Below are 26789 nucleotides of genomic sequence, written 5' to 3'. Positions count from 1 at the left end.
CATGTCAGCTTTTCTGGAGCATAGCCACCTGCTCGATGGCGTCCTGGGGCGAGGCGGCGCTTATGTCGCGCTGGCGCTGCTGTTGGGCGTCTGGCTTTGGGAGCTCCATTGGCAGCGTCCCCTCAAGCACAACCTGTATTACCGCATCGTGGCAGTGGCGTCCGGCTTCAGCGGTATGGCAATCCTGCTCGGCAATATCGCGCTGGAATCCACCGACCCTTTCAATACCAACAATATGGCCTTACCGGCGCTCTCTGATATCGCGCAAGTGCTGCACACCTCATTTGGCATGATCTGGACAGGTTTTGGCATCTTCTTGCTCATCAGCGCCATCAGCAGCCAGCCTTATATACGACTGATGGGCTTGATGGTCATGCTGTTCGCCCTGGCCTGGAACTCGCATGCAGGCGAGAACGGCATCGGCCAATGGATATTCTGGGTAGATTGGCTGCACTTAAGCTGCGCCTTGCTCTGGTTTGGCGGCTTGAGTCTGTTGGTGGTGTTCCGGCTGACCAGGGCTGAAACCACAGGCTGGCGAGACTTGCAGTTTTTCTCGCGCCTCGCATTGCCGGTCTTCATGCTGGCGCTGGCCAGCGGCGTCATCCGGGCTCTGCTGCAATATGGCGAAGAGCAAGGGCTGGGATACGCCTATATGATGATGCTGGCTATCAAGCTGGTGCTGGTCGCCTTCGTCATGGGTTGCGCGGCCCTGCTGCGGCGGCAATTGAAGCAACCGCCTATGTCCGATATCGACTATGACAACGGCGTAAGCCTGGAGTATTTCCTTGCCCTGTTGCTGATGTCAGCCGTCGCCCTGCTCACGCAGCTACCGTCTGGCCCGGCAAATTAGGCTCGATGCGGATGTCCAGCCCGCCCTGCTGGCTGAATATCTTTTGCAGTTGCGAGGCTTCTTCGGGTGGCTGCATATATACCAGCAGCAGCATGGCATCATCTCGCCCTGCGGCACGCTGCATCAGCCGATTGGTATCGCTTTCATGCAGCCAGCCATAAAGCGCGCCGAGAACAGCGCCCACCATAATGCCAATATCCGGCCCCAGCAATTGAACCATCGCCATCTGGTTACTGATTTCATAGCCCTTGACCATGATGATGCCCAAGGTCAGCAAGGCGCTGATCAGCAAGCCAGCCAAGGCCCCTTTGCCTGTCCAGGCAAACCAGTTGTCGGTATTCTTGCCCGGCTTCAGCGCCGTGAACCTGGAGGCTGCCTGCTCTGACAATGCCAGGTCGATGAGATCGCGCGGAATGCCGCGTTGCAGACAGGCCGCCAATACTGCCTCCGCCTGCTGCTGTTGGCGGAAAAAACCGGAGATGGTCACTGTTTCCCTTGTGTTCGGATGCTTGTTCATGATTTGCCCAGCGCCTCCAATTCTTTAGCCGTCCAGGGAGTTTTCCTGTCCTTGCCGTCCTCCCTGACCTTCTTGATCAATTCCACATCTACCTTGCCTGCCTTGTTATCGCCAAGCTCATTACGGATATGGTTGATGACCGCTGCTGCTTCCTCATCGCTCAACTGGTCCTGCCAAGGCGGCATGATGCCATTATAGGTCTGCCCTTCCACCTGCAATTCGCCTTGCAATCCCTGCAACACGATATGCGCCAGAATCTCCGGCTCGCCCAATACGAAAGGAGATTTGACCAGCGGAGGAAACGCGCCGGGGATGCCCTGCCCGCTGGCCTGGTGGCAGCTCACGCAGCGGCTGGTGAAAATGGCAGCGCCGGATACCGCTGTCGCAGGCGCGGCCCCTAGCTGGCTTCGCGTTGACTGGTTTCCCGCGGGCTGGGTTGCCTGCAGAAAGCCGTTGTGCGCTGCCGTATCCAGGTTGCCCATGTGCCGGCCCAGATAGAAAGCCCCCACCACCAGCGTGACGATGACCAGCAGATAGAACCACGAAGGCCCGCTGATCATATCTTCAAACGGCTCCGGGGTTTCGTAAATTACCTGATCATGCAGGTCCAGCATGGTGCTATTGCTTTTTTTCACCGGATTAGCAGTCGCAGGCTGCGGCGTATGCGTATGTCTTCTGCTCATGGCTGCTCCTCCTTGGCTGCTGTGTTATCTGCCGCACTCGCGGGTGCCGGATAGTTGTGTTGCAGGCTCACAAGGTAATCGACCAGCGCTTCCGCTTCTGGCGTGACGACGACCACACCACTCTTGGGTGCAAAGGCCGCTGGCACATTCAACACCTTGTCGCCATCTGCAGCCTTGGCCTTGTGCTCGAACAGAAAAGGAAAGCTCGGCATGATGGACCAAGGCACCAATGCGCGTGGCTGGTACAGGTGCACCAGATGCCAGTTGCGGTCCGGCAAGCGCGCGCCGACATTGAACAGATCGGGGCCGGTGCGCATGGTGCCCATCAGATGAGGAGCATCATAAACATAATCCGCAGGCACCGAAGGCCGGTTGCCCAAGCCCTTTTGCACGTCGGTGGTGAAAGAGGAATCCCGCACCTGCTGCGTATGGCAATAGATGCAGCCATTGCTGATATAGATCTGCCGCCCCGCCAGCTGCTGCGGGGTGGGCTGTTTGAGTTGCGGCGGCGCTTCCAGGCCGGAGAGCATGCTCTTGGGAAGAATTACCAATATCACGAGGGCGAAGATCACGGTCGCCAGCGCTCCCATGATCAATACGAGGATTCTGGTCATGATTTCCTCCTTTTCACCAATACCGGCTTGAACTCGATAAAAGGTGGAGCTTGCGTGAAGCGCCCGTTACGAGAAAATGCGAGCAGCCAGGCATGGTAGATGAAGGCGATATGCCCCACGGAGATGATCACAGCGGAAACGCTGCGCAACATCAGCCAGAACCTGGTGCTTTCCACCGATGCCTGGAATCCCACTTCGGGCGTCAGCAGGTTCAGGCCCTGCAACACGCCGCCGATGCCAAGCGCAATGATGTACAGCGCCATGCCGCCGCCTGTCAGCAATATATGGACGCGTATCAGGGTACGGCTGGGCCATTCCCGTTTCAGCACGCGCGGCAATATGTAGTACATGCCGCCGAACAGCGAGAGCGTGACGAACATATACAGGCCAAGATGGGAGTGGGCGATGGTCCAATGCGTGAAATGCGTGATGCGGCTCACGCTGACCAGCGCTGTGAGCGTGCCTTGCAGGGAAACGGCGGTATAGGACATTGCCGCGATCACGGCTAATGTCAGCGCTGGCGAATAGCGCATGGCGCCAAAGCGTCCCACCACGGTCATGTGTTGGTTGATGCCCACGGCGATGACGGGAATCACCATCATGATGCTGGCTGAGATGGAAGTGGCGATCATCCATGAAGGAATCGGCCCGCCAATGAGGTGGTGCATGCCGTTGAGCGCATAGAAAAATGCCAGCGCCCAGAAGCCGACCAGCGACAGCCAGTAGGAATAAATCGGCCTGCCGATGATCTTGGGCAAGAGGTAATAGATCAGCGCCAGGTTGACTGCGGTGAGCCACAGGCCGAGGGCGTTATGCGCATAAAACCAATTGACCGCGGCAGATTCCGCACCGTGATAGATGGGCAGGTTGCCCGCGAGGAAAATAACCAGGAACCACGGATAGGAAGCCGCCAAATACCAAACCGAGACATACATGTGGTGCACCCTGCGATTCGCCAGCGTCCGCCATACTGCAGCCCCGACCATGGTGGCGCCAAGCACCAGCAAGGGGTCTGCCCACTGGCGGTCCAGCTCCAGCCATTCCAGGCCGTCACTATAACCAGCCAGCAACAGCACCATGCCGATCACCAATCCCAATGTCCAGACCAGGATGCCTGCCATCGCCAGCCCACCCCATCGCAGCGGCGTGCGGCATAACCGCGGCATCAGCCACAGCGAAACGGAGAACATAGCCGTGCTCGCCCAGCCATAGACCATGGCATTGAGGTGCGCGGGACGGACGCGGCCAAAAGTAAGATAGGCCTGCCCGGTCAGAAGGTCCGGATGGTCGAACTTGAAGCTGCTGAGATCGCCCAGCACCGTGCCGAGCAACAGCCAGATCACCGCAATCAAAAAACCCAGCAATACAGGCTTCCTGCCGGATTGGTCATACAGCGCCATTTCCTCGGCACTGGCCCGGTTCTGCAACTGTGGATTGGCGTGATGATCAATATCTGCATGAGTAGTATTCATAGCCAGCGCTCCCATTCATCCCGTGGGTTGTTTGTCAGGTAGCCATGCTGCTGCACGCGTTCCTGCAACTGTTTGCGGGTTTCCCACGGTCGCGCGTAATGCAGCTCTTCGGCTTCAAAAATAGAAGTGGCGGAAGAGCCATCATCGTCCAGGTGGCCCGCTGCCAATGCCATGAACAGGAACACCAGCGGAGGCAATCCTACGGCCAAGGTCAGGATAATCAACACGAATGAATCGGCAAACATAGCACCTCCTGCTGGAATGATGAAAAATGGGTAACAGTGACTTAGGTTATGCAGTATGTCCTTTAGGGTCGGTATTGATTGCGCGCAGCCCTGCCGCCTCGCGCAATCCAAACATGATATTCAGGTTCTGTATGGCTTGTCCGGCGGCGCCCTTGATCAGGTTATCCAGTGCCACCAGGATGGTGGCCTGACCATCCTTTTGCCGATGCGGTGCGATCTTGCAGTAATTGGAGCCTCGAACATTCCGAGTTTCCGGCACACTCCCGGCAGGCAGCACATCCACAAAAATCTCTTTGGCGTAAAAACCCTGGTACAGCTCGAACAGGTTGATGCGCGGGTCCGCATGTAGCGTCAACGTGGCATGCAAGCCGCTGATCAACGGGGCGGAATGCAGGGTGCAGTTCAACTCCACGAGACCGTCATGCATGCTGGAAATGACACGCCCTGCTTCCGCTTTCACCAGCGGGAGATCAACATCGAAAGCCTGTAGCGTTTCTGGGCTTTCTCCAGACACTTCCGTTTCTAAAGCCACCCTGCCGTGGGCTGTCATCCCGACCACGATATCTGCCGTCAGAAATGAAGCTTGCAGCAGGTGTGCTTTCAACAGAGGCAAAACGCCCAGGATGATGGCAGTGCTGTAGCTGCCTGGGCTGTTGACCAATGCGGCCTTCCTGATGGCGCGCCGGTTGATTTCGGGCAGCCCGAACACCGCTGAGGAAATCAATGCCGCGCAGGGATGCCCGGCACCGAAACGGGACTCCCATGCTTCTTCATCCCCCAGGCTGAAATCGGGAGAGAGGTCAATCACGCGTATGCCCTGTTTCAGTAATGACTGGGCATATTGCATCGTGGTTCCCGGCGGCGTGGCAAAAATCACCACATCACATCCCCTCAAGGAGGAATGGTCCGGCGCTACAAACCTGAGATTGAGAAACCGGGCAATATAAGGGAAATGCTCGTTCACGCACTTCCCCAACTGGCTGCGCGAAGTCACCGCATGCAGCCGCACCTGCGGGTGCTCTGCCAGCAGCCGGACCAGCTCCGCGCCCACATAACCTGTTCCACCCACCACACCCACCCGAATGTTGGGCTGGCGGATGCGTCGGATAAGTTGTATAGGCGTCAGCATGGCGCGCTAAATCACCATTGCCAAACCTGGTCGGCCTGGTTGTAAAGGACAGCAAGCCGCTTCCTGTCAATAGCCTGCACCCGCTGTCGCAGCATGCCAGCATGCAGCCCACGTTCGGTCAGCTCCTCGTCCAGCACATACACCGGGATGTCCTGCGCCAATATCCGCTCCAGGTCGCCAGGGATATCCGCAGGCTCCTGCTGCACCCAATCGCCTATGGTAATGGCAGGCTGCCGCTTCTTCAGCACCGCGTAATACACTGCGTTGCCCGACAGCAGGACTTCCAGGTTGGCGCCCGCGCCCGCCATGGATTGCGTCAGCCAGAGAATGGTGTCGTCCTGCTCTTCCACCAGCGTCCTATAGGCCTGTTCGACAATTTGCAGAATTTTCATGTTATCGCGTCCCGATAGCCAAGGTATTGAACGAACCGGCGGCATAGCGCCACAAATCTGCCGGGGAGCCGCGCTGGCAGCCGGGAATGCTTTCGTTGACGCCGCGCTCGTCCACGCACAGGCCGCAATTGACCCAATCCAGTTGTAATCCCAGGCGTTGCGCCTTGCTCTGCAGGGCGGCAATCCAATCCTTAGTCAGTGGGTGCGCCTCCGTAGCCGTATCGCGTTGGTGCACAGAATTTCCATGCGCCTTTTGCAAGGCGAAGGCCAGAGCAGCGGCGCCTTCATAGGCAAACACCTGCACATCCGCGCCTGCATCCAGCGCAGCATCCACGATCCTGAAAAACGTAATTGTCCTTTCGTTTTCGAAGGGTGGATCCATAAAGGCAAAAGTCAATGTCTTGCGTTCCATGTCAGCTCCTTTACCACCAAACGACCTTGTCGCCGTTCAACATGGCGTCAATGACGAGTTTGATATTGGCCTGGTTGATGCCTGCATGAATGTCGTCTGGCTGGATTTCCCTTTGCTGCAGCGATAGTTCATCCGCATATACCTTGATCCTGTAAGCACCCAGCGTATCAAACATGGTGTGCTTCACTCCTTTTCGTGCTGCCAGCACCGCATTCTGCACCAGCAGAATGCTGACGTTCTGCTGCGTTTCCGCCAGGGCAATTGCCATTTCATACTGCGCACGAGTTCTGGCATCGTAGAAATGATCCTGGCTTTGGATAAATAAATAATCTTTCATGCTCCGTTCCTTGTTGTTATGCGTGCTCGACAGGCGCAGCTGCCTCATCCAGCAAGGTAGTTCTCACCAGGAAATCACCGAATTTCTCATCGGAATCCGCCAGTAATTTGTAACGCTGCATCAGATCGTTCAGGATGGTCAATATCTTCATTTCATTGACATTTTTCGCGTACAGTTTGGCCATCCTGTTACCAGTATGGCTACCGCCCAGATACAGGTTGTAAAGACCAGGCGCCCTGCCGGTCAGGGCCACTTCCGCGATATACGGCCTGGCGCATCCATTGGGGCAGCCGGTGATGCGCAAGGTAATGGGTAATTTTTCCAGACCGTATTTGGCCTTGATCTGGTTGAACTTCGGCAGGAATTCCGGCAAGTAGCGCTCGGCTTCCGCCATCGCCAAACCACAGGTCGGCAACGCAACGCAGCTGATGGTGTAAGCAGCTTGCAGGTTGGGCTTTAGCAGAGTATCCAACCCCAGGTCTTCCAGTCTTATTTTCAAATGTGGCAAGGCATAATCGTGGATATCCGTAAGCTGCAGATTCTGGTTGGTAGTCAGGCGAATGCCGCCCTCATATTGCTGGAGCAGTGCGGCCAATTGGTCACGCAACGCGCCATTGACGCGCCCACTCTCGATATACAGTGTGCCCTGCCACAACCCATCGTCACCGCATTGCCAGCCAATATCGTCGCCATTCTTGGTGAACTTGACGGGAAACGCCGCCGCCAAAGGTTTGCCCCGGCGCTTTTGCAGCTCATCGAGGAACCAGGGCATGCCCAGCCTGTCCAGCGTATATTTGAAACGGGCCTGATGCCGATCCTGCCGATCACCGTAATCGCGCTGGATGCCCATGATGATTTCCGCCACTTCCGTTGCCTCCTCGGTCTGAACGAAACCAATCTCCTGCGCAAGCCTGGGATAACTATCCTCGCGAGCGTCGATCTGGCCCATGCCACCACCCACGCAAAGGTTGAAGCCCAGCAACTTGTTGTTCTGCACGATGGCGATGAAACCGACATCCTGCCCATAGACATCAATATCGTTGGTAGGCGGTACGACGAACCCGACCTTGAATTTGCGCGGCAGGTACAGTGGCCCGTACATTGGCTCCGCATCGACAGGCTGTACCGGACGTGATTCCTCATACCATATCTCGGGATAGGCGCCGGTTTTCGGAATCAGCCGCTGTGAAGTATGCCGCGCGATTTCCTGTACCTTTCTGGCGATGGCTGAAATCATGGGATTACCGCCACATACCACCCCGCGACTGTCGTCGCCACAAGCAGCAATCGTATCCAGGCCGATATTTCTCAGGGCCTGCATGCATTTCTTCATGTTGCCTTTTCTGATGCCGTGGAACTGGATGGTCTGGCGCGTGGTGATCCGCAGGCCCCGCTCCGCATATTTGCGGGAAATATCGTCCAGGCCTATCCATTGCTGCTTGGTGAGCAAGCCGCCCGGGATGCGCACGCGCACCATGAACTGGTAATTGGGCTCCAGGAACCTGTGCTGGCGTTCCGCGCGCAGGTCGCGGTCGTCCTGCTGGTAAATGCCGTGGAACTTGAGCAGTAATGTATCGTTGAAAGGCACGCTACCGGTTACCGGATCTTTCAGCCCAGCGTCGATTGTGCCCCTGAGATAGTTGCTTTCGTACTTGACCACCTCGTTGCTGTTGAACTGCTCAAGACGGTCTAGAAGATGGGTGAATTTATCAGCCATGGCGCACCTCAATATAAATTCTTGTGTAAACGCTTTTCAGCGGCTAGCGATTCCCAGGCATTGTCTTCCCTGGACATGAACCAGGCTTTTAAGGATTCTTCCGTTTTCGTCAGCAGGGGTTTGTCGCCGCTAAAATACAGGTGGCCACCGCGCGCGAGCCAATCCCTGAACTGGGATTCGTGCTGCATGATCACATCAAAAATCACGTCATCCGTCGTATCGCCGTAGAACACTGGATGTAGGTATTTCAATACGCCAGCGGTCAGGAATTTTTGCAGGATAGACTGATAGAGAAAATCGTCCTCAAAAGCCCGCTCGGAAAATACCAGCCAGCATTCATGCAGCTTATGCTCCGCCTCCATTTCCTGTAGGAAAGCGATGAAAGGCGCAATGCCAGTGCTGTCTGCCACCAAAATCAGGGGAGCTTCGTGATTTTCTGGCATGTGGAAACGCTGGTGCCGATGTGGAAAGATCGCTAGCGTGTCTCCAGCTTTCAAATCGGCCAGGTAATGCGAGCCGACCCCAGGAAATACGACGTTTTCCTTGGCATAGAGATATTTCCTGACGCATAAATGCAACTCGTCAGGAGATTGCTTCAAACTATTGGCAATGTCGTAGAGCCGTGGCTGCAATGGTCGCAATACGTCCACGAGCTGCTGGGCACTAACGCTCACTGGAAACTGCCGGGCCAGCTCAGTCAACGGCCTGCTCTTGAGAAAATCTTTCCTGCTCTTTTCCGAGTCGCCCATGGCTGCATGGAAAGCGCCCGACGCATCCAGCGACTCCCACAACTGCCCGAAATCACGACTGGGGATGGTGATATCCAGTTTTTCATGCAAAGCAACAGTCAAGGTGAGATTGGCCCCATCCATATTGACCATTTGTTCGCCATCTAGCTCCGTCGCCTGCAGTAGCGAGTTCACCATGTACTCAGGATTCTTCACCAATATCCCGACTGCATCGCCGGCCACTAGCGGCAACTCCAATTCACCCAGGTCACAGATCACGTGATGAATAGCATCCTGGCGTCCTGGGGCAGTAAGCCCGATATTCTCAACCACCGTGACAGCAACGGGATGATGTTTGTCTATGCCGCTCGCTACCGGTTTGACTGTCTCCTGCGGATGCGCAGCCACATGACCGCCGTCCGCCTGCGGTAGTTTCCTGATCAGGTTTTCCAGCCAGATATCCGCAGTTTTCTGGAAATCGGTATCGCAGGTCTGCCTTTCCAGCAGACTGCTCGCTCCCAGCTGCTTCAGCTTCTCGTCTATCCTGATTCCGGTTACGCAGAAATGCTCGTAAGAGGAATCACCCAGCGCCAGCACGGCATAGCGCATGGATTCCAATGAAGCAGTAGAGGTCATCAGACTATGATAGAAAGAGGCGACTGGCTCCGGCGGATCACCGTCGCCATGCGTGCTGCAAATGATCACAGCCATACGCAGCTTGGCAAACTGGCGTAGCGGTATCTGCGCCAGATCCACTACCCGGTTGGGAAGGCCGAGCGCCGTGAGCTTCTGCTCCAGCTGCGTGGCTATCTTTTTGGAATTGCCGGTTTCACCACCATGGCAGATTACAATCTCTTCCTGCGTCTCCGGGCGTTCAGCTTGTGGCTGCATATCTGCCCGCCCAGCCAGGTAGCCGGATAACCAGATACACTGTTTCGCATCCAGTCGATTGGTGAGTTCCACAATCTCCTGCCAGTATTCTTCTTTGAATATCTCTGGTCTTGTTTTCACTATCATCTCGGCGTTAAATGCATTGATGACGGATTATGTTCCGGGATAAAATCAATTGATAATGAAATTTAACCGCAATTAATATTGAAAATATTGATATATGGACATTACGCTGGCCAAAACATTTCTTGAGATCATTCAGTCCGGCAGCTTTATTGCAGCGGCCGAACGGCTGCATGTCACCCAGACCACGATCACCACGCGCATCAAGACGCTGGAGGAATTGCTGGGATGCCAGCTGTTTGTCCGCAACCGCAGCGGTGCCAGACTGACAGACAACGGCGTCAGGTTCACAGCCTATGCCCAACAGATGGTGCAGACCTGGCATGCGGCGAAACGCGACTTGCCGCTGCCGGAAGGAACCGTCAACCTGATCACTATCGGCGGGGAAGTCAGCCTGTGGAATCCCTTGCTGCTGCAATGGTTCAACTGTCTGCGTAGCGAGCTACCTGCCATTGCCATCCGCGTGGAAGTCGCGGAAGCTGATACCCTGCACAAGAAACTGGAAGGCGGCGTGATGGATGCCGCGCTGGTGCACAGGCCCGATTACTGGTCGGGCATGCAGGTCGAGGAACTGCTGGAAGAAAAACTCATTATGGTGCAATCCACCAGCAAACCAGAGCCTTATATCTACACCGACTGGGGCGACTATTTCAAGCAGCAGCACGATTCCGCGCTGGTGGAATTCGCCAAGCCCGGCCTATCCATCAGCCTGGGACCGCTGGCGTTAAACCATATCCTGGAATATGGCGGCAGTGGCTACTTCAGAAGCCGGGTGGTACAGAAATATATCGAGAACGGCGAGTTGGCAGTGGTCGAGGCGTCACCCGAATTCTCCTACCCGATCTACCTGATGTATCCACGCAACAAGAACAATGCCGTCATGTCGCAGGTATTGAAAACATTGAGGGAAGCCTCCAAACGGGAATTCGACTGGTCACAGCATTAGAGGAGCTAACCAGGAGCCTGCTTCAAGCCTTTTTATGGTGCATGTTGTCTTGGAATGTCAGAAGGGTTTTGTCGCAGCGCTTAATCTACCCAATCCGCATAGCACACCGGCGAGGACAAGGTAATGCCCTCGCGGGAGCGGAAATGGAAGAAATACAAATCCCGCATGATGGAAGCAGCACGCTCGCCAGATTCCACCCACTCCATTCGCCCCGCACGAAAATGGCGCAGCCCCCGCTCGGTCAGAATAAACTCCATCGGTACATCCATCTCATGCGGGTTGATACTCTCCAGCAACCCGGCCTCATAGCCAATGCCAATGGCGATAGGAGGTGGTTTCATATGGTGCAAGGTTCTGTCATAGTAGCCTGCTCCATATCCCAGGCGATATCCCTGCGCATCAAAGCCAACTAAGGGAATCAGCAAGATTTCGGGCTGCTCGTATTCAGTATCGGCAGGATAAGGTACTCCCACCTTGTCCCGCGCCATCAAGGCTTCCGGATGCCATTTGCAGAACACCAACTGCTTGTTCTCATCATCAACCATCGGCAAAGACACGCTGCTCCCACTTTTATGTAACGACATCATAAGTGGAACACTATTGAACTCACCCCTGATCGGCCAGTAACAACCGATATGGCGGCCATGGATATATTGCAGCAAGGCACTGAAATGCCCCATCAACGCCTCATCAAGCCTATCGCGCGCTTCCTTGCCCGTGGCAGCCCTCTCCTGCAATAGCCTGTCCCGCGCCTGTTTCCGGTTCATCGTATTTCCTTCAGCGCCTATCATCCAAGTGCATGCCCATGCACAATGTCAGATACTCTTCCAGAAGCAACGGCGTAAATCTCGATTTCCGCGCGCCACAGTTGGTACAAGTCCAGCTTCCGGGTAAATCCTCCCACACCGTGCCAGGGAAAATACCGCGCTCATGCTGGCCCATTAGCTCATCGTAAACAAACCCGCAACCCATGCAACGCCACACGTAAATACCATCCATATCGTCCGTATACCGTGCTTCAAGTTGGGAATCCATTTCGTCCCTTATTTTGCCATGCTCAACATAGCCATCCATTATGAGCATGATGAAGCATTTTATTGAATGAAATTATTTGATATTTACTATCAAACACTTGCATATCATCGGCCCGCTTTGCAACTTAATGAACAAGGGGCAATTACTCACCCAGTTGAAGCCATGAAAAAGACAACATCTCAATATATCTGCCATTAGTCATATTCAGGACATGCTGGCCTATATATACTTTTCCCTGCAAGTCGTTGACTTGCGTGTAAATATTTTCTTAATTTAACGTGATTCAGGAGGATGGCATGGCTGGATGGTTTGAGATCAAAAAAAGTGAGAAGAACGGTCAATACAGCTTCGTTCTTAAAACAGGCAACAGCGAAACTATTTTGACAAGTGAACAGTATGTTGCCAAGGCATCGGCAGTCAATGGAATTGAATCGGTGCAAACCAACAGCCCGAACGATGCACGATATGAAAAATTGACGTCATCCAACGGCAGCCCTTATTTTAACCTCAAGGCAGCCAATGGTCAGATCATTGGCACCAGCCAGCTTTACGCATCCGAAGACAGCCGTGACAAAGGAATTGAATCCGTCAAGGCCAACGGAGCAACCCAGACTATCAAGGACAATAGCTAATACAACACTGGGCTAGGGCAACCTGGCCCAGCAATAAAGATGGCTGATATCCTAATTCCTCTACACTATCCCTAGCTTAATAATTGCTGCAAGGCTGCAATATTCATCGGCCTGGATAGTAGAAATCCCTGGAAATAATCACACTCCAGCTCCTTCAATCTTTCCAGTTGGGCCTTTGTCTCAACCCCTTCAGCCACCACATGCAAATTCAGGCTCTTTGCCAGTGAAATGATCGCCTTGACAACAATCATGTCATTCTTCTTACCTATCATCTGGCTGACGAATGAACGGTCGATTTTCAATGTATCGAGAGGCAGCTTGGTTAGATAATTCAACGAAGAGAAACCGGTACCAAAATCATCAATTGAAAACCTGACTCCTGCTTCCTTCAATTTTTCCATGGTATGAATAGTGCGTGGAATATTATCAAGCAGCATGCTTTCCGTAATTTCCAATTGCAATTTGCTGACAATACCCTGATATTCAAAATCCTTAGCAATATTCAGCACTTCATCGGCAAATTCTTTCTTCTGCAATTGGCGCGCGCTGATATTTACCGAGAGTATCCATTCCGAACAAACAGGGTGATGTTTCCATTTCATTAATTGATGGCAGGCCTCTTTCAGTATCCAGCGCCCTATTTCCAAAATCAGGTCACTTTCCTCTGCGATAGGAATAAAGTCCAACGGAGAAACCAGGCCGAACTCCGGACTATTCCAGCGGAGCAGAACCTCCGCACCCACTATGTCAGTATCTGTGGAAAATATCGGCTGATAAAATAGTTCCAGCTCGTCACGAATCATGACATGATGAAGCTCTGACAATAACTTTGCCCTTCTGCTCACTTTTTCCTGTAATTGTGATTCAAAAAAGCTGATCCTGTTCTTTCCATTATTTTTGGAATGGTACATCGCAATATCTGCGCTCTTCATAATTTCTTCACTCGACAATGCATTATCAAACACACTAATTCCTATACTGGGTGTCGTATTGATCAGTTTCCCTTCCACAATGAATGGAATATTCAATGAAGCCTTGATTCTTTCCGCAATATCGCTCACGACATTGATATTGGTTTCACTACTCTCATCACATTGGAATATCAGCAAAACAAATTCGTCCCCACCCAATCTGAATGCCTGTATTTTTTCATCGTCAAAAGCCCTGATTCGATTGGCAACCTGCTTCAGGAACTCATCTCCCACAACATGGCCAAACGCATCATTCACATCCTTGAAGTTATCCAAATCGAGCATGATCATGGCATGCTGCATCGGGAAATCACTTCCTTCCATCAATAACTCATCCAGCCTGCCCTTGAAATTTCTTCTATTCGCCAAGCCAGTCAGTTCATCGAATAACGCAAGCTTGGTTGCCTCCTGTTCAGCCTTAATGCGCTTGGTAATATCTGCCCTGATTGCCAGATAGCGGTCTACTACACCATCATCCCCCACCAAGGGAACAATAGTGGTATCCACCCAATATAACTCCCCACTTTTATTCCGATTGCAAATATCCCCATGCCAGGTTTCCCCTTGCTTGATGCAATGCCACATTTGCCTGAAAAATTCTTTAGAGTGATATTTTGAGTTAATCACTTTATGAGTTCTTCCGATAAGCTCTTCCCTGGAGTATTGAGAAATCTCACAGAACTTATCGTTCACAGAAAGAATCACGCCATCACGATCAGTAATAGCAACGATTGCATGCTGATCCAGGCTTTTCTTGTAATTCATCAGCTCATTGGCATAGTAATTTTTCTGCCTAACCAATCCGCATACAGCAGTCACATCTTCAATACAACATAGAACCCTTTTTTCGTTATTATTATTTTCATATAAAGGTTTTATAGTGACGTAAAAATACTGCACATTACCATTACCGTCATACCCCTGATATTTGAACTCGCTACTTTTTCCATATAAAGCCTCTGCAAGAGCCTGTTGGTACTGTTGGATAATTGCGGTAAAGAAGTGATTGAAAGATTGATGATTGAGAAATGCATCTTGTAGAAAATCAGGGCATAACTCTGTCTTCCCACTTACCTGCAAACAAGCCAGATTGTCATTAAATACAATCCAGCATTTGCTCATTTTTTCAAAAGACTTAGCAAAGTCCAAAATAAATACCCCGAGAATATCAACATTAGAAGTGTGGGTCTTGACACAAGAATCAAATAAAAACTATTCCTATTAGCAAGAGTGACTTCCCAAATTCCGGTATTCAAACAATCATCAAATATTTTTTACATTAAAATATGTAAAAAATATACAATAAGCAAATTCACTCTAAATCAGAATAAATAGGATAATTTTTTATAATTTAATTTGATTTCGAGTAGATATACCATATTCGATATCCCAATGACAATCACAAAAAATATAAAGCATTGCATAACAATATTGTTACCAATTTTCTACATTTATTTGATTAATTCTCATCAATACTTAATCCCAAAATCTCACCTATAACCACAATTTAAATATTGATATTTTATTGGAGCTCTACATCCACACTAATACGCTGAACGAAATTGCCGTTCATCATTGTAAATGACGATTAGCTGACCCTGATGATGGATAATACTTAATATAAAATCAGTTTACTGAGGACAGATCTCCAGTCAAAGAATATAAACTTATCTCAAGCATTCACGCATAGCATTGAACGCGCGATCAAATACAAGAGCGTATCTGGGGAATGAGTGGGGATGGTTATGGACGAATTATCAGCACGGTGATTTACAAAGAACAGGATATTAATCTGCAGTAGATACAGAAAGGCATGGCCTAGCATTGCAAACATTATGAACGCGAACAGGGACTAAAAGATCGTCACATGTCATGTCTAGGCAGAATATCTCGAGCAACGCGCGAGCTTAGACAGAATACAAACCCTATCCTGCCTTGGAGATACCGCAGGAATCAGCACGCCCAGCTATTAAGAAAACAGAACGTCAAGAGCCAGCCTGGGTTTTGACGTACTTCTTCATCAGCGAGCTTTGTTGGCGCTTCCAGTCCTTTTCTTTCTCGCTGTGACGCTTGTCATATTGCTTCTTGCCCTTGGCCAGGCCGATCTGCACCTTGATGCGCCCGCGAGTGTAGTGCATGTCCAGCGGCACCAGGGTATAACCGGCACGCTCGACCTTGCCGATCAGCTTGGCGATCTGCTCGGAATGCAGCAGCAATTTGCGCGTACGGATCGCATCAGGCCGCACATGAGTGGAGGCAGAACCCAACGGCGTCACATGGCAGCCAATCAGGTAGATTTCACCACGCTGGATGATGACATACGCTTCCTTGAGCTGGATGCGGTTTTCACGGATCGCCTTCACTTCCCAGCCTTCAAGCACAATTCCGGCTTCGTATTTTTCCTCGATGAAATAATCGTGAAACGCTTTTTTGTTCTGGGCGATGCTGCTCATGGTATTGGATGCTTAAAATGGTGAGATTCGATCAACCGGCATGGCTACAGGCATATTGAGGCTCGCTTGGTAACGCAGTTTTTTGCTGGCAGCCGGTAGATGACTTAAAATTGGTATTTTACTCCAGATCAAGAGACGAATGGCACAGGTTGAAAAAACAGTCCTGGTAGGGCACTCTGCAGAATGCATGTTTAACCTGGTAGACAACGTGGAAGATTATCCGCACTTTCTGCCTTGGTGCGGCGGCGTGGATCTGCTCCGCCGCGACGACCAGGTGACCGAAGCTACTCTGCATATCGATTATCACGGCCTCAAGCAGAAATTCACCACCGAGAACCACAAGACCTTCCCCACCGCCATGGAAATCAACCTCAAAAGCGGACCTTTCAAGCATCTGGAAGGTTTTTGGCACTTCACCCCGCTGGCTGAAGATGCCTGCAAAGTGCAGTTCCGGCTGCAATATGAATTTTCCAGCACCCTCCTGGAAAAACTGATCTCCCCAGTATTCAGCCATATCGCCAATACCTTTGTGGAAGCATTTGTTCAACAAGCTGAAAACAATGCCCCATGACCTCTTTGCTTTCTATTGAAGTCGCTTATGCCCTGCCGGAAAAGCAATTGATCCTGAAGCTGCAAGTGCCGCCAGGCACCACCGTGCTTGAGGCAGCCCTGCAATCAGGTATTGCCGGACACTTCCCAGGGTTGGATATTGCATCCAGCAAGCTGGGCATATTTGGCACGGCAGTAGCGACAGATACCGTGCTGCAAGCACATGACCGCGTGGAAATTTATCGTCCGTTACAGGCCGATCCGAAATTGGCAAGACGCCATCGCGCCAGCCAAAGCGCCGCTCCCAGAAAAAGCAAGCGCAAAGCGCCTCCTGTCGCAGACAGAACTCATTACTCCACTTCCAACTCAATACGGGACTAAGAGCGGCCAGACCTTTCTGACGTTGTTGCCCTTCCTTGCCGTACTACTTGCATCATCTTCGGGAGAACCGCCCAGCCAGGAATCGCTTCGCTGAGTTTTGTCAGGCGCTCTAAATGCAACGATGCAGACAATGCAATCGCACTGCCAAGGAGGAAGAGGAACAACAATGCATTCGGGCTAAATGAGAAATGGGCTTAGCCCTCTTCCCCTTCGTCCGTGCAGTATTGCTTTACTTCCTTGGTGGCTTGCTCGAGGCCGCGCTGGATATCCTCATCGCCAAGATATTCCCGCTCTCCTTCAGGACTCATCTTGTAGATACGCCCACCGGCCTTGTAATTCTGGTAATTTGACTTAGCATTCTGGCAATTCGCGCGCCGCGCTTCTTCTTCAGCGCGCTTTTTTTCATCGCTGCGCCGCTCTTGCTCTGCATCCACTTGCCGACGCAGAGCGGCAGCATTACGTGACGCCTGTGAATCAGTGTTGGCAGCTGGGGTATTGGATGTTTTGGGAGCAGTGCGGACGTTATCCACCAACTCATAAGGGATATTGCCCGGCGGCGGAGAATCGGAATACAGCGTCACGCCTTCCTTGTCTTTCCACTTGTAAACCTGGGCATGCGCCATGCATGGCAACCCCATCAACATAGCCCATACCAACCAGTGCGCTTTCTTCATGCCTCCCCCGAATCATCAATATCCCGCTCCACACGGTAAGCGCCTTCATTCTGGCAGTCAACCGGATAAAGAGCCGCTGACATATTATCGGCAAAACTCCAGGGAGATTTACCGTTTTCACGCAAGCCGGTATAATTAACTTTTGCCGGAAAGATATTCTATGCGTCTGTTGCAACAAGCGCTTACCTTCGACGATGTTTTACTGGTTCCCGCACATTCCAACGTGCTGCCTCGCGAAGTAAGCCTCGCCACCAAGCTCACCCGTTCCATTTCTCTGAACATTCCCCTGGTATCCGCCGCCATGGATACCGTGACGGAAGCGCCACTGGCTATTGCCCTTGCCCAGGAAGGCGGCATGGGGATCATTCACAAGAATATGTCCATTGCCGACCAGGCCATCCATGTTTCCCGCGTGAAGCGTTTCGAATCGGGCGTGGTGAATGACCCAGTCACTATCCAGCCTCACATGAAGGTGCGCGATGTGCTGAGCCTGACCCGCTTGCACAGGATTTCAGGTATTCCAGTCGTTGATGGCAAGAAAGTGGTCGGTATCGTGACCAACCGCGACCTGCGCTTCGAATCCAACCTCGACCAAGCCATCTCCAACATCATGACGCCGCGCGAGCGCCTGGTGACCGTGCGCGAAGGCGCGAGTCTGGAAGAAGCCACTGCCCTGCTCCACAAACACCGCCTGGAGCGCGTGCTAGTCGTCAACGATGCTTTCGAGCTCAAGGGCTTGATTACCGTCAAGGACATTCAGAAATCTACTGACCACCCCAACGCCTGCAAGGACGAGCATGGCCGCTTGCGCGCCGGTGCCGCCGTGGGCGTGGGTGATGGCACGGAAGACCGCGTGACGGCCCTGGCTGAAGCCGGTGTTGACGTCATTGTGGTTGATACCGCCCACGGCCATTCCCAAGGCGTGCTGGACCGCGTCAACTGGGTGAAGAAAAACTTCCCGCAAGTGCAGGTCATCGGCGGCAATATTGCCACCGCCAGCGCAGCCAAGGCATTGGTCGATGCTGGCGCCGACGGCGTCAAGGTCGGCATCGGCCCTGGCTCCATCTGCACCACCCGTATCGTGGCTGGTGTGGGCGTGCCGCAGATCAGCGCCGTAAGCAATGTGGAAGAAGCCTTGCGCGGCACTGGTGTGCCGTTCATTGCCGATGGCGGTATCCGCTTCTCCGGCGACATTTCCAAGGCGATTGCCGCAGGCGCCTATTCCGTCATGCTGGGCGGCATGTTCGCCGGCACTGAAGAAGCACCTGGCGAAATCGAATTATTCCAGGGCCGCTCCTACAAGTCCTATCGCGGCATGGGCTCTATCGGCGCGATGGAAAAAGGCTCCAGCGACCGCTACTTCCAGGACAACAACGGTAATGCCGACAAGCTGGTACCTGAAGGCATCGAAGGCCGCGTTCCCTACAAGGGCAGCGTGCTTGCCGTAATTCACCAGCTAATGGGCGGCCTGCGCGCCTCCATGGGCTATGTCGGCTGCAGCACCATTGAGGAAATGCGCACCCGCGCCGAGTTCGTGCAAATCACCGCCGCAGGCATGCGCGAATCCCACGTCCACGACGTGCAGATCGTCAAAGAAGCGCCCAACTACCGCATCGACTAACGGCACAGGAAAACGTCATGCTGACTGGAAAAACCGCATCTGCCTCGATCCCGGCTTACGCCATCCTGGGTGGACTGTTGTTCGCAGGTTTATGTGGTTTAGGTTACCAGCTCGCGCACAGCGCCCTGCAAATCAAGCAGCTAGAGCGCACCGTAGAGGTCAAGGGACTTTCCGAACGCGAGGTCCCGGCAGACATTGCCATCTGGCCCCTGACATTCAGCGTGGCGGACAACGACATCAGCGCCCTGTACCAGAATATCCAGCAAAAGAATGCCAGCGTGCTGGAGTTCCTGAAAAATAACGGCTTTCAGCCTGAAGAGGCCAGCATTGCCGTGCCTTCAGTGGTGGACAAGCAAGCGCGCGAATATGGCGATCCTGGCGACAATGCAAAATACCGTTACACCGCCAGTTCCACCATCACGGTATATTCCAGCCAAGTGGATAAAGTACGCGAGACCATGCTCAAGATTGCCGAGCTCGGGCAGCAAGGCATACCGATCGCTGGCGACAGTTACAACACCCAATTCATCTATAGCAAGCTGAACGAGATCAAACCCGTCATGATCGAAGAGGCGACCAAGAGCGCCCGCGAATCCGCCAACAAGTTCGCCAAGGATTCCGATAGCACGCTCGGCAAGATCAAGCGTGCCAACCAGGGCACATTCAGCATAGAAAACCGCGATCCTGGCACTGCGCACATCAAGAAAGTCCGTGTGGTATCCACGGTAGAATATTATCTTTCAGACTGATCCCCCGCGGGATTCCAGTGAGTTTCCAGTTTCTTCTTCAACCCTATTCCAGCGCCTGAGTTCCCATGCAACAAAAAATCCTCATTCTTGATTTCGGCTCCCAATACACCCAATTGATCGCCCGCCGCGTGCGCGAAGCCAATGTTTACTGCGAGCTGCACTCCTGGGATGTCAGCGACGATTTCATCCGCGAGTTCAGCCCTACCGGCATCATTCTCTCCGGCGGCCCCAATTCGGTTTACGAGGACGAAACCCCACGCGCGCCACAAAGCGTGTTCGAGCTGAGCGTGCCCGTGCTCGGCATCTGCTACGGCATGCAGACCATGGCGGCGCAACTTGGCGGCTCGGTGGAAAACGCCGCCAAGCGCGAGTTCGGCTATGCCGAAATCCGCGCCCAGGGACACTCCGCCCTGCTCAAGGACATCCAGGACAAAAGCAATACCGAGGGCCACGGCCTGCTGGACGTCTGGATGAGCCATGGCGACAAGGTCACGGCGCTGCCCGAAGGCTTCAAGATCATTGCCAGCAACAGTTCCACCCCGATTGCGGGCATGGCGGATGAAAGCCGCCGTTTCTACGCAGTGCAGTTCCACCCCGAAGTCACCCATACCAAGCAAGGCAAGGCCCTGCTCAACCGCTTCGTGCACGGCATCTGCGGCTGCGACCAAAGCTGGAATATGCCTGACTATGTGGAAACCGCAGTGCAGCGCATCCGCGAGCAAGTCGGCAGCGACGAGGTCATCCTCGGCCTTTCCGGCGGCGTGGATTCATCCGTTGCCGCAGCACTGATCCACCGCGCGATCGGCGACCAGCTGACCTGCGTCTTCGTCGACAACGGCCTGCTGCGCCTCAACGAGGCCGAGCAAGTGATGGAAACCTTCGGCAAGAACCTCGGCGTCAAGGTGATCCATGTCGACGCCAGCGCCAAATTCCTCGGCGACCTGGCGGGCGTCAATGACCCGGAAGCCAAGCGCAAAATCATCGGCCGCGAATTCGTGGAAGTGTTCCAGCAGGAATCCGCCAAGCTGTCGCAAGCCAAGTGGCTGGCACAAGGCACCATCTACCCTGACGTGATTGAGTCCGCCGGTGCCAAGACCAAGAAGGCACACACCATCAAGAGCCACCACAACGTGGGAGGCCTGCCAGATACGCTCAAACTACAATTGCTCGAACCCTTGCGCGAACTGTTCAAGGACGAAGTGCGCGAACTGGGCGTGGCTCTCGGCCTGCCGCACGACATGGTCTACCGCCACCCCTTCCCCGGCCCCGGCCTCGGCGTGCGTATCCTCGGTGAAGTCAAGCGCGAATACGCCGACCTGTTGCGCCGGGCCGACCACATCTTCATCGAAGAGCTGCGCAATACCAAGGATGCGGATGGCAAATCCTGGTACGACAAGACCTCACAGGCCTTTGCCGTGTTCCTTCCGGTCAAGTCGGTAGGCGTGATGGGCGACGGCCGCACCTATGACTACGTGGTTGCCCTGCGCGCCGTGGTCACCACCGACTTCATGACCGCGCACTGGGCCGAATTGCCTTACGACCTGTTGGGCAAGGTATCCAACCGCATCATCAACGAAGTGCGCGGCATTAACCGCGTGGTATACGACATCTCCGGCAAACCGCCAGCGACTATTGAGTGGGAATAAGCAATCCCGCCTATCTTGGATAATAGAGAACAAGAGCAATGAGCACGAAATCCATCATCCTAACCGGCGACCGCCCGACCGGCCCGCTGCATCTCGGCCACTTCGTCGGCAGCCTGCGCAACCGCGTTAGCTATCAGCATGAGTACAAACAATACGTCATGCTGGCTGACGCGCAGGCCTTGACCGACAACATGGATGACATCGACAAGGTTCACCGCAACGTCATTGAGGTGGCCCTAGATTACTTGGCGGTCGGCATCGATCCCAAGCTATCCACCATCTTCATCCAGTCACAGGTGCCCGAGCTCACCGAGCTTGCCTTCTACTACCTCAACCTGGTGACGGTCGCCCGGCTCGAGCGCAACCCGACGGTGAAGGAAGAAATCCGCCTGCGCGATTTCGAGCGCGACATTCCCGCTGGCTTCCTCACCTACCCCGTGAGCCAGGCGGCTGACATCACCGCGTTCAAGGCCACATTGGTGCCGGTGGGCGAAGACCAGATCCCGATGATCGAGCAGACCAACGAGATCGTGCGCCGCTTCAACCGCCAGTACAAAAACCCGGTAACCAAGCAGGAAATCCTGGTCGAGACCAAGGCGCTGGTGCCGGAAATCGGTCGCCTGCCCGGTATCGACGGCAAAGCAAAAATGAGCAAATCCCTGGGCAACGTCATTAACCTTGGTGCCACTGCCGATGAAGTCAGCAAGGCGGTGAAAAAAGTCTACACCGACCCGCTGCACCTCAAGATCGAAGACCCAGGCCATGTGGAAGGCAACATCGCCTTCACATACCTGGATGCGTTCGACACCGACAAGGCTGCAGTAGCCGAACTGAAAGCGCACTATACCCGTGGCGGCCTGGCCGACAGTATCGTGAAAAAACGCCTGGAAGCTGTACTGCAGGAACTGCTGGAACCGATCCGTACCCGCCGTGCCGAACTGGCTGAAGACAAGGGTTACATCCTGCAACTGCTACGCGAAGGCACTGAGCAGGCGCGTGAAGTGGCTGCCAAGACTATGGATGAAGTCAAGGCTGCGCTGGGATTGAACTATTTCTGAACCTCTATAGTTGATGGCAGTCTGGCGTCGCGGTAAGCCTGACGCACTGCTACATGATTCGGATCGTGGCAGCCAGAGTACGCCAATGAACAGTTCCAACGGTTCTGTCGGAACGGGCGTGATTTGCAGCATGAGTTGTTCAGGGATGGCTTCTTCTCGACGCTCAAGACCGAGCGTATCGCCCACAAAGTCTATCCGGCAAGACATCAGGCCAAAGCCGAGGTATTTGACTACATCGAGCGTTCTTACAACCCAAAACATCGTCATTCGGCAATAGGATAGTCAGCCCCATCAACTTTGAAAAACAGGCAGGGCTAGCTTAGGATGGTGTCCACAAATCCAACAGTAGCTCAATTTAACCTGATTTTATTTGTAAATTAAATCAGCTTAAACCCTTCGTCTTTCCCATCCAGTCAAGCGCATCCTCATGTTCAGGCTTCCATAATTTATCTATCGTCAGACTACGATGAGTATCACAGCAACCCCAGCCAACATGTCAATGCTGCAAATATTCAATCCGATAGGCTGTAAAAAAATAAAAAGGAGAGCATCAAGCTCTCCTTTTTCTCTTCATTTTACGATATCTAAGTTTTCCGCAGATAAGAAACCATTACGGCCCAATACTCCAGAATGGCCCTACATCAGGCAGGCAACGGTACCAGAGGATTGCCATACATCGGATCATCCGGTTTCGAGGCCAGGGCTTTCTGCAAGTCGATTCCCAGCGCCTTCGCCACGCCAGCGCCATACGCAGGATCGGCTGCATGGCAGTTGCGGATGTGGCGGAGCTTGATAAATTCCGGCGCATCGCCCATGGCACGGCCTGTGTTGCCGAACAGTGCCTCCTGCTGTCCTGGTGTCATCAATTGGAACAGTTTGCGCGGCTGTTCGAAGTAGTTATTGTCGTCCTGGTGGTAAGACCAGAACTTGGCATCGCCATTGATCCTGAGTGGCGGTTCCGCAAATTCCGGCTGACCCTGCCACTGCCCGAAACTATTGGGCTCGTAGTGCGGCAGGCCGCCGTAATTGCCATCCACCCGGCCCTCGCCATCACGATGGTTACTATGTACCGGGCAGCGCGCCTTGTTGACCGGGATCTGGTGATGGTTGGTGCCCAAGCGGTAACGCTGCGCGTCGGCGTAGTTGAACAAGCGCGCCTGCAGCATGCGATCAGGACTTGCGCTGATGCCTGGCACCAGGTTGGCAGGCGAGAACGCGCTCTGCTCGACGTCGGCAAAGAAGTTTTCGGGGTTCTTGTTCAGCTCGAACTCACCCACTTCAATCAACGGGTAATCACCTTTGTACCAAACCTTGGTCAGGTCGAACGGATGCAGGCGATACTTCTCGGCATCGGTCTCAGGCATCACCTGGATGTACAGCGTCCACTTCGGGAAATCGCCGCGCTCAATCGCCTCGTATAGATCGCGCTGGTGGCTTTCACGGTCCTGGCCCACCAATTCGGCAGCCTCAGCATCGGTCAGGTTCTTGATACCCTGCTGGGTCTTGAAGTGCAGCTTTACCCAGAAGCGCTCGCCTTGCGCATTCCAGAAACTGTAAGTGTGCGAGCTGAAACCGTGCATGTGGCGGTAGCTGGCCGGGATGCCGCGGTCGCTCATGACCACGGTGACCTGGTGCAGCGCTTCGGGCACCAGGGTCCACCAGTCCCAGTTGTTGGTGGCGCTGCGCATGTTGGTCTTCGGGTCGCGCTTGACAGCCTTGTTCAAGTCGGGAAACTGGCGCGGGTCGCGGATGAAGAATACAGGCGTATTGTTGCCGACCATATCCCAGTTGCCCTCCTCGGTATAAAACTTCAGGGCAAAGCCCCGAATATCACGCTCGGCATCAGCAGCGCCACGCTCGCCGGCTACGGTGGTGAAGCGGGCGAACATCTCGGTCTTTTTGCCGACTTCGCTGAATATCTTGGCGCGAGTGTATTTCGTGATGTCCTTGGTCACCGTGAAGGTGCCGAAAGCGCCCGAGCCCTTGGCGTGCATGCGGCGCTCGGGAATGACTTCACGCACGAAATTGGCGAGCTTCTCATTCAGCCATACGTCCTGGGCCAGCAGCGGGCCACGGGGCCCCGCAGTCAAACTGTCACGGTTAGTGACGACGGGGGCGCCAAAATCGGTAGTCAAATGGGTCACAGGGCATTTCTTGGTATTATCACTCATGGCAGCTCCTCCTGATACAAGTTGGTTCAAAGACCCCATTAGAAAATGGGATATTTGAATATTAATGAAATTATGCAAACAATGAAAATCAATAGTTTTTAACTACGGCATAAATATTTTTTATCATTATCGCTGCCATAGGAATGGCCGAGACAGGAAGCCGCCTTTAGCCTGCCCATTAGCCAAGATAGAGGATTGCCAAACCTTAAGAGTTTGCGCAGTACTTAGTGAAGAATAAAAAAAACAAAAGGCCCAAACCGAAGTTTGGGCCTTTTGGAATTTGGAGCGGGAAACGAGTCTCGAACTCGCGACCTCAACCTTGGCAAGGTTGCGCTCTACCAACTGAGCTATTCCCGCGAAAGAAGCGGAATTATAGAGACTCCAGCGGCATTGTCAATGCCTTTGCAATATTTAACCGGCCCTCCTGCTATCTATCCTGATCAGATATATCAGCCGCTTTTTCCATGTGCTCCAAAATATGGATAAATTTCAACTACGTGACGATTGACGACGGCGAGCAACCCAGCCTGCCAGCAGCATGGTGCCTGCCGATAGCAACAATGCTTCTGAAGGTTCCGGCACGGCTGCAATCGTGTCGCTGTATTGCCATGACAGGATTTCATGCTGGTTATAGGCATAGCCTGTCCCAGCAGTGAACCCGATATAGGCAGTTTGCGAACCCAGTACAGAGAGCAAATCCACGTTATAGCTTAATTGAGATGCTGCTGGGCGGCTGGCATCCTGCGACCAGCGTACATCCAATTGCCCCGTGGCACCGTCATACTCAATCCAGGCATTCCAGACTTCGCCATTGTTGAACAACGTAGGTTCGATGGCCGTAGCTACTGAGATAAGATTGCCATTCAAATCCACGCCGACATGATTGCCATTTGGATCATTGAACTCGCCCACGCCATTCTGCCAAGTATCAAACTCAATCCCCAAGCTGTTGCCAATTCCATTATAGCCAATGCCGCCACCTGCACCGCCCACGTTATTCGCTAACGGTTGAATCACGAATACCAGACCATCGGCACCCGGTCCATCCACATCCCAGTAACCGTCAGAATTACTGATCCTGAACTGGAAATAGGTACTGAAAGTAGCCAACTCACCCAGCGGCGTGGACAATAGCGTAAATGCACTACCGCTTTGCCCAAATGCCGAAGGCGTCAACTGCAAGGTGTTACCGTTCTGAATGGCATTGCCATTTAACTGCAGTCCCGATACATCACTAAAATCCGTATACACAAATCCCGCCGCTGAGGCGGAAACCGACACTCCCAACAGCAAACCGCCCAACATCAATGGTTTTAACATGATAGTCATAGCCTTATAAATAGTGATTATGCATTGCCCAATCTCGATGCTGCGATGAAAACGTAGGCTGTTTGAAAATGGCCGTCAATCACCCATTTGGACTATTCGCTATGTTGTTAAATCTGCAGTATTGTAGAAACTTTGGCGCAATTTTCCACGCAGGAAAATAGAAGAATATCCGGCTCTGAATAAAGCCAGGTGCAATCTGGATAACTACTGGAAAAGATATTAAAAATCCCCAACCGGGGATTCTTAACTCATTGAATATTAATGATTCCTGGAGGCGCGAGCCGGAGTCGAACCGGCCTAAACGGCTTTGCAGGCCGCGGCATAACCGCTTTGCTATCGCGCCATGATCAGTATCAGATTACTCATCTGATCAAAAAGAAAGCAAGGACTGCTTTCCTTTCTAAAATCCTGGAGCGGGAAACGAGTCATGCACTAGAGCGCTAAGTCTCTGTTTCCCAATCACT

27 protein-coding genes, 2 tRNA genes and 1 pseudogene are annotated in these 26789 nt (G+C 53.1%); 10 read left to right on the top strand and 20 right to left on the bottom strand.

What is annotated here, in order from left to right:
- Window position 1 precedes the first annotated feature (1 nt).
- Entirely contained in the window at window positions 2-850 is an 849-nt protein-coding gene (locus V7Z75_RS00145; RefSeq protein WP_334106222.1) for a CopD family protein, read from the top strand.
- Here the strand turns inward: V7Z75_RS00145 and V7Z75_RS00140 are convergent.
- From V7Z75_RS00140 to V7Z75_RS00090, 11 genes are read right to left on the bottom strand one after another with little or no spacing between them, the layout of a single operon-like run.
- On the bottom strand, window positions 819-1367 hold the full coding sequence (locus V7Z75_RS00140) for a hypothetical protein (protein WP_334106220.1): 549 nt from the start codon (window positions 1365-1367) through the stop codon (window positions 819-821). The genes V7Z75_RS00145 and V7Z75_RS00140 overlap by 32 nt on opposite strands.
- Window positions 1364-2050, bottom strand: a complete 687-nt coding sequence (locus V7Z75_RS00135; protein ID WP_334106219.1) for a c-type cytochrome — start codon at window positions 2048-2050, stop codon at window positions 1364-1366. Before V7Z75_RS00135 ends, V7Z75_RS00140 begins: the two co-directional genes overlap by 4 nt.
- Complete coding sequence (locus tag V7Z75_RS00130; protein ID WP_334106217.1) at window positions 2047-2664, bottom strand: cbb3-type cytochrome c oxidase subunit II; 618 nt, start codon at window positions 2662-2664, stop codon at window positions 2047-2049. The genes V7Z75_RS00135 and V7Z75_RS00130 overlap by 4 nt, the downstream gene beginning before the upstream one ends.
- Window positions 2661-4136, bottom strand: a complete 1476-nt coding sequence (locus V7Z75_RS00125; protein ID WP_334106216.1) for a cbb3-type cytochrome c oxidase subunit I — start codon at window positions 4134-4136, stop codon at window positions 2661-2663. Before V7Z75_RS00125 ends, V7Z75_RS00130 begins: the two co-directional genes overlap by 4 nt.
- Window positions 4133-4381, bottom strand: coding sequence for a hypothetical protein (locus tag V7Z75_RS00120; protein ID WP_334106214.1), 249 nt, complete (start codon window positions 4379-4381; stop codon window positions 4133-4135). The genes V7Z75_RS00125 and V7Z75_RS00120 overlap by 4 nt, the downstream gene beginning before the upstream one ends.
- A gap of 46 nt (window positions 4382-4427) precedes the next feature.
- Window positions 4428-5510: an N-acetyl-gamma-glutamyl-phosphate reductase gene (gene argC, locus V7Z75_RS00115; RefSeq protein ID WP_334106212.1), complete on the bottom strand. Its 1083-nt coding sequence runs from the start codon at window positions 5508-5510 to the stop codon at window positions 4428-4430.
- An 11-nt stretch (window positions 5511-5521) separates the two neighbouring features.
- The gene (locus tag V7Z75_RS00110) at window positions 5522-5902 is read right to left on the bottom strand and encodes a hypothetical protein (RefSeq protein ID WP_334106210.1); all 381 of its coding nucleotides are present in this window, start codon (window positions 5900-5902) and stop codon (window positions 5522-5524) included.
- Between the two features lies 1 nt (window position 5903).
- Window positions 5904-6314 carry a DsrE family protein gene (locus tag V7Z75_RS00105; protein WP_334106208.1) on the bottom strand — a complete coding sequence of 137 codons (411 nt, stop codon included), beginning with the start codon at window positions 6312-6314 and terminating at the stop codon, window positions 5904-5906.
- Window positions 6315-6324: 10 nt separating this feature from the next.
- A complete protein-coding gene (locus V7Z75_RS00100) occupies window positions 6325-6651 on the bottom strand; it encodes a DsrE family protein (RefSeq protein ID WP_334106206.1) in 327 nt (108 codons plus the stop codon).
- 16 nt (window positions 6652-6667) lie between these two features.
- Window positions 6668-8368: an NADPH-dependent assimilatory sulfite reductase hemoprotein subunit gene (locus V7Z75_RS00095; protein WP_334106205.1), complete on the bottom strand. Its 1701-nt coding sequence runs from the start codon at window positions 8366-8368 to the stop codon at window positions 6668-6670.
- A gap of 8 nt (window positions 8369-8376) precedes the next feature.
- Window positions 8377-10107, bottom strand: coding sequence for a diflavin oxidoreductase (locus V7Z75_RS00090; protein ID WP_334106203.1), 1731 nt, complete (start codon window positions 10105-10107; stop codon window positions 8377-8379).
- A gap of 100 nt (window positions 10108-10207) precedes the next feature.
- Here V7Z75_RS00090 and V7Z75_RS00085 point away from each other — a divergent pair, with 100 nt between their 5' ends.
- On the top strand, window positions 10208-11056 hold the full coding sequence (locus V7Z75_RS00085) for a LysR family transcriptional regulator (protein ID WP_334106201.1): 849 nt from the start codon (window positions 10208-10210) through the stop codon (window positions 11054-11056).
- Between the two features lie 80 nt (window positions 11057-11136).
- Here V7Z75_RS00085 and V7Z75_RS00080 read toward each other — a convergent pair whose 3' ends face one another.
- Both V7Z75_RS00080 and V7Z75_RS00075 read right to left on the bottom strand, forming a co-directional pair.
- Window positions 11137-11823 (bottom strand): 5-formyltetrahydrofolate cyclo-ligase, encoded by a 687-nt coding sequence (locus V7Z75_RS00080; RefSeq protein ID WP_334106200.1) that lies wholly within the window; start codon window positions 11821-11823, stop codon window positions 11137-11139.
- Between the two features lie 10 nt (window positions 11824-11833).
- The gene (locus V7Z75_RS00075; protein WP_442919856.1) at window positions 11834-12028 is read right to left on the bottom strand and encodes a rubredoxin; all 195 of its coding nucleotides are present in this window, start codon (window positions 12026-12028) and stop codon (window positions 11834-11836) included.
- 359 nt (window positions 12029-12387) lie between these two features.
- Here V7Z75_RS00075 and V7Z75_RS00070 point away from each other — a divergent pair, with 359 nt between their 5' ends.
- On the top strand, window positions 12388-12723 hold the full coding sequence (locus V7Z75_RS00070; RefSeq protein WP_334106198.1) for a YegP family protein: 336 nt from the start codon (window positions 12388-12390) through the stop codon (window positions 12721-12723).
- Window positions 12724-12794: 71 nt separating this feature from the next.
- On the opposite strand, the gene V7Z75_RS00065 is transcribed toward V7Z75_RS00070, so the two are convergent.
- Both V7Z75_RS00065 and smpB read right to left on the bottom strand, forming a co-directional pair.
- The gene (locus V7Z75_RS00065) at window positions 12795-14843 is read right to left on the bottom strand and encodes a putative bifunctional diguanylate cyclase/phosphodiesterase (RefSeq protein WP_334106196.1); all 2049 of its coding nucleotides are present in this window, start codon (window positions 14841-14843) and stop codon (window positions 12795-12797) included.
- Window positions 14844-15679: 836 nt separating this feature from the next.
- Window positions 15680-16147 (bottom strand): SsrA-binding protein SmpB, encoded by a 468-nt coding sequence (gene smpB, locus V7Z75_RS00060; protein ID WP_334106195.1) that lies wholly within the window; start codon window positions 16145-16147, stop codon window positions 15680-15682.
- A 139-nt stretch (window positions 16148-16286) separates the two neighbouring features.
- Between smpB and V7Z75_RS00055 the strand changes: the two genes are divergently transcribed.
- Together V7Z75_RS00055 and V7Z75_RS00050 are read left to right on the top strand one after the other, a co-directional pair.
- Window positions 16287-16718, top strand: a complete 432-nt coding sequence (locus V7Z75_RS00055) for a type II toxin-antitoxin system RatA family toxin (protein WP_334106194.1) — start codon at window positions 16287-16289, stop codon at window positions 16716-16718.
- A complete protein-coding gene (locus V7Z75_RS00050) occupies window positions 16715-17077 on the top strand; it encodes an RnfH family protein (RefSeq protein ID WP_334106192.1) in 363 nt (120 codons plus the stop codon). The genes V7Z75_RS00055 and V7Z75_RS00050 overlap by 4 nt, the downstream gene beginning before the upstream one ends.
- A 194-nt stretch (window positions 17078-17271) precedes the next feature.
- On the opposite strand, the gene V7Z75_RS00045 is transcribed toward V7Z75_RS00050, so the two are convergent.
- Window positions 17272-17751: a DUF4124 domain-containing protein gene (locus V7Z75_RS00045; RefSeq protein ID WP_334106190.1), complete on the bottom strand. Its 480-nt coding sequence runs from the start codon at window positions 17749-17751 to the stop codon at window positions 17272-17274.
- A 160-nt stretch (window positions 17752-17911) separates the two neighbouring features.
- Here V7Z75_RS00045 and guaB point away from each other — a divergent pair, with 160 nt between their 5' ends.
- The 5 genes and pseudogenes from guaB to V7Z75_RS14165 form a co-directional block, all read left to right on the top strand.
- Window positions 17912-19372: an IMP dehydrogenase gene (gene guaB, locus V7Z75_RS00040; RefSeq protein ID WP_334106188.1), complete on the top strand. Its 1461-nt coding sequence runs from the start codon at window positions 17912-17914 to the stop codon at window positions 19370-19372.
- A gap of 17 nt (window positions 19373-19389) precedes the next feature.
- The gene (locus V7Z75_RS00035) at window positions 19390-20121 is read left to right on the top strand and encodes an SIMPL domain-containing protein (protein ID WP_334106186.1); all 732 of its coding nucleotides are present in this window, start codon (window positions 19390-19392) and stop codon (window positions 20119-20121) included.
- Window positions 20122-20186: 65 nt separating this feature from the next.
- Window positions 20187-21767 (top strand): glutamine-hydrolyzing GMP synthase, encoded by a 1581-nt coding sequence (gene guaA / locus V7Z75_RS00030; RefSeq protein ID WP_334106185.1) that lies wholly within the window; start codon window positions 20187-20189, stop codon window positions 21765-21767.
- A gap of 38 nt (window positions 21768-21805) precedes the next feature.
- Complete coding sequence (gene trpS / locus V7Z75_RS00025; protein WP_334106183.1) at window positions 21806-22825, top strand: tryptophan--tRNA ligase; 1020 nt, start codon at window positions 21806-21808, stop codon at window positions 22823-22825.
- A 10-nt stretch (window positions 22826-22835) separates the two neighbouring features.
- Window positions 22836-23148, top strand: a pseudogene (locus tag V7Z75_RS14165) (IS3 family transposase); the annotation flags it as partial.
- 318 nt (window positions 23149-23466) lie between these two features.
- Here V7Z75_RS14165 and V7Z75_RS00020 read toward each other — a convergent pair.
- The 4 genes from V7Z75_RS00020 to V7Z75_RS00005 form a co-directional block, all read right to left on the bottom strand.
- Window positions 23467-24996, bottom strand: coding sequence for a catalase (locus V7Z75_RS00020; protein WP_334106182.1), 1530 nt, complete (start codon window positions 24994-24996; stop codon window positions 23467-23469).
- A 281-nt stretch (window positions 24997-25277) separates the two neighbouring features.
- A tRNA-Gly gene (locus V7Z75_RS00015) sits at window positions 25278-25353 on the bottom strand.
- Window positions 25354-25485: 132 nt separating this feature from the next.
- Complete coding sequence (locus V7Z75_RS00010) at window positions 25486-26316, bottom strand: L-type lectin family protein (RefSeq protein WP_334106180.1); 831 nt, start codon at window positions 26314-26316, stop codon at window positions 25486-25488.
- A gap of 278 nt (window positions 26317-26594) precedes the next feature.
- Window positions 26595-26668: transfer RNA gene (locus V7Z75_RS00005), tRNA-Cys, on the bottom strand.
- Window positions 26669-26789: the final 121 nt, after the last annotated feature.

This window comes from Methylobacillus sp. (assembly GCF_036844465.1).
Classification (GTDB): domain Bacteria; phylum Pseudomonadota; class Gammaproteobacteria; order Burkholderiales; family Methylophilaceae; genus Methylobacillus.
This window is presented reverse-complemented; position numbering and strand designations above follow the sequence as displayed.